The following is a 3,613-nucleotide window of genomic DNA, read 5'->3' on the forward strand; positions in this document are numbered from 1 at the left end:
GGCTTCGTGCTGGCCACCAACGACTTGGAAATCCGTGGCGCTGGCGAGCTGTTGGGCGACGGTCAGAGCGGGCAGATCCAGGCGGTTGGCTTTACGCTGTACATGGAAATGCTCGAACGCGCAGTGAAGTCGATCCGCAAAGGCGAACAGCCAAACCTGGATCAACCGCTCGGAGGTGGCCCGGAAGTGAACCTGCGCGTACCGGCGTTAATTCCCGAAGCCTATCTGCCCGACGTTCACGCGCGATTGATTCTCTACAAACGCATCGCGTCGGCCACCGACGAGGAAGGTCTCAAGGATCTGCAGGTAGAAATGATTGACCGTTTCGGCCTGCTACCGGAGCCTACCAAGAACCTGATGCGCATTACGGCGCTGAAATTGCAKGCCGAATTGCTGGGTATCAAGAAGGTCGACGGCGGTCCGCAAGGTGGCCGCATCGAGTTCGCGGCACAAACGCCGGTCGATCCGCTGACACTGATCAAACTGATTCAAGGCCAGCCCAAACGCTACAAATTCGAAGGCGCCACGATGTTTAAATTCATGGTGCCGATGGAGCGCTCAGAAGAACGCTTTAATACTGTAGAGGCGCTGCTTGAGCTCCTTATCCCGAAAACTGCTTGAAGGACGCCGCATGCGCCTGTTTCGCTCACTGCCTCTGCTGTTAACGCTGATCGCACCCACAGCGTTTGCCGATGATCTGTATCAGATTGAAATGATTTTGGTCCGGCAAAACGCCGTGCCCGCCATCGTCACCCGCGCGGCACCGGAAGACTGGGCCGCCGGCGCCCAACCCATCAGCAAGGACAGCCTGCGCACACCGAGCCTGAATGGCGAAGTGGAAAAACTGACCGCCAGCAACGAATACACCGTGTTGCTGCACAAGGCCTGGCAGCAAAACCTCGGCGAACAAGAGAGCAAAGTCGCGATCAGCGACGGCAAGGAACAATACGGTCAGTTCCCGATAGAGGGCACGTTGAACCTGAAACTGGGGCGCTTCACCGACGTCGACGCCGACTTCTGGGTCAATCAGATTGACGCCAATGGCACGGTTACCGCCAGTGAGCGCCTCAAGCAAGAAAGCCACACCAAGAACGGCCAGCTGAACTTCCTGGACAACGGCCACCTCGGCATGCTGATCAAGATCACCTCGCTCACCGCCCCTGCTCCTAGGCCAGTTCCCGAAGAAATTCCGGACTGATTGCTATGCCCCCAAGCCTGAGCAAACCCCTGGCACCTTCCTGGGTCAGCAGATTCAAGGAACAAAGCCTGGAACGTGGCCGCCGCTACGCGCTGGAAAATCGCGTCAGGATCGTCGAGGTCGGTGACGCTACGATCACCGCCGCGTGCGAGGGCTCTGGCGGTAACGTTTATCGTCAGACCATTCGCCTGCGTGAGTCGGCCAAAGCCACCTTGCTGATGGTCGACGCGACTTGCAGCTGCCCGGTTCAYAGCAACTGCAAACATTGCGCAGCGGTGCTGCTCAAAGTGCAGGAAACGCTGGCCTACCCCGCCGCAGCGCAAGATGCCGACCTGCTGGAAAAACTTCAGGCCGTACTGGAAAACCGCGGCCCGAAAGCACCGCCGCAAGTGCTTGTGGATAACGTTCAACCGGTGCCACGCCTTTGGCTGGCGAGTATCGAGTTCAGCGCCTTCGAACCGCGCAACGGCAAGATGCAGCGTTACATTCAGCATCGCGCAGCGTTGTCTTTCAGCTATCTGGATGAATACGTTGCCGGACAAAAGAACGCCGACATTCTGATCCGCCAGGAAACCCAGACGCTGAGGATCAAGCGCCACCCGGATGTAGAACAGACCTACAGGGAACAGTTACGAATCCTCGGTTTCAAAATCGCCACCCGGCAAAGCAAAGCCTTGCCGGAAAGTGCCGGCGAACTGTACGAGATGGTCAATGACAGCGCCTRGCTGACGTTCACCCTTAATGAGCTGCCGAAGTTGCGCACCCAAGGCTGGGAGCTGCAGATCGACGAAGACTTCGGTTTCGACCTGACCGCCGTGGACGACTGGTACGCCACTGTCGAGCAGGTGCCGGAGCGCGACTGGTTTGATCTGGAACTGGGGATCATCGTCAACGGCGAGCGCCTGAGTTTGCTGCCGATCCTGTTGAACCTGATGCGCTCGCACACTGAAATCCTCAATCCGGAACGCCTCGCCCGACGTCGCGACGACGAACTGATTCTGGTGAATATCCCCAATCGCCCGAATTCCGAGTACGGCCCGCTGCAAGTCGCCCTGCCCTTCGGCCGCTTGAAGCCGGTACTGGCGACGCTCGGCGAGTTTTATCTGCAAGGGCCCGGCGAAACCACGCTGCGTCTGAGCAAGGCCGACGCCACGCGTTTGAATCCGCTGGAAGACATGCCGCTGCTCTGGGAAGGCGGCGAGCAGATCCGCACCTTTGCCCAGCGCCTGCGCGACATCAAGGACTACACCGCAACCGCTCCTGAAGGTTTGAACGCAACCCTGCGCCCCTATCAGCTCGAAGGCTTGAGCTGGATGCAATCGTTGCGGCAACTCGAGGTCGGYGGGATTCTCGCGGACGACATGGGACTTGGCAAAACCCTACAAACCCTGGCGCATGTTCTCACTGAGAAAACGGCTGGGCGCCTCGATCGACCCTGCATGGTGGTGATGCCCACCAGCCTGATTCCGAATTGGCTCGACGAAGCAGCGCACTTCACGCCGCAACTCAAAGTGCTGGCGCTGTACGGCGCCAGTCGCAAAAAACACTTCGATAATCTGGCCGACTACGACCTGATACTGACCACCTATGCGCTGCTACCCAAGGATGTCGAACGCCTCGCCGCGCAGCCTTTGCATGTGCTGGTGCTGGATGAAGCGCAGTACATCAAAAACCCCAACAGCAAGGCGGCACAGGCGGCGCGCGAGCTGAATGCGCGTCAGCGTTTGTGCCTCAGTGGTACGCCGTTGGAAAACCACTTGGGTGAGTTGTGGTCGCTATTTCACTTCCTGCTGCCGGGCTGGCTTGGCGATGTGAAAAGCTTCAACCGCGATTACCGCGTGCCTATTGAAAAGCGCGCCAGCGAAGTCAGACTTCAACACCTCAACGGCCGGATCAAACCGTTTCTGTTGCGCAGGACCAAGGAACAGGTCGCGACGGAGTTACCGCCCAAGACCGAGATCATTCACTGGGTTGAACTCAACGAAGCCCAGCGCGATGTGTACGAAACCATGCGCCTGGCGATGGACAAGAAAGTCCGCGACGAGATCACTCGCAAAGGCGTGGCGCGCAGCCAGATCATCATTCTTGAAGCGCTGTTGAAGCTGCGTCAGGTGTGTTGCGATTTACGTCTGGTCAACGATGCCGTCCTGCCGACTCGCGGCAGCACATCGGGCAAGCTCGACAGCCTGATGGAAATGCTTGAGGAATTGTTCGAGGAGGGTCGACGGATTCTGTTGTTCTCGCAGTTCACATCGATGCTGGCGTTAATTGAGGTTGAGCTGACGAAGCGTGGCGTTGAATACGCGCTGCTGACCGGTCAGACCCGCGACCGACGCGCACCAGTGAAGGACTTTCAGAGCGGAAAGCGGCAGATTTTTCTGATCAGCCTGAAGGCCGGCGGTGTGGGTTTGAACC

The 3,613-nt window shown here is 58.4% G+C and carries 3 protein-coding genes; all 3 read left to right on the forward strand.

All coding sequences use genetic code 11. The features are described from left to right. Nucleotides 1-621 (forward strand): TRCF domain-containing protein (locus AC1DRJ_RS21635; protein ID WP_477803934.1); only part of this gene is annotated, 621 nt, incomplete at its 5' end. Between the two features lie 10 nt (nt 622-631). Further along, the gene (locus tag AC1DRJ_RS21640) at nt 632-1,198 is read left to right on the forward strand and encodes a CsiV family protein (protein ID WP_477803935.1); all 567 of its coding nucleotides are present in this window, start codon (nt 632-634) and stop codon (nt 1,196-1,198) included. Nucleotides 1,199-1,203: 5 nt separating this feature from the next. Beyond that, nucleotides 1,204-3,613: SNF2-related protein (locus AC1DRJ_RS21645; protein ID WP_477803936.1), on the forward strand; the 2,410-nt coding region annotated here is incomplete at its 3' end.

The sequence above is a fragment of the Pseudomonas sp. P5_B2 genome (assembly GCF_056400445.1).

Coding starts and splice junctions, on each gene's coding strand:
- AC1DRJ_RS21640 (WP_477803935.1), top strand. CDS start 632: ATGCGCCTGTTTCGCTCACTGCCTCTGCTGTTAACGCTGATCGCACCC.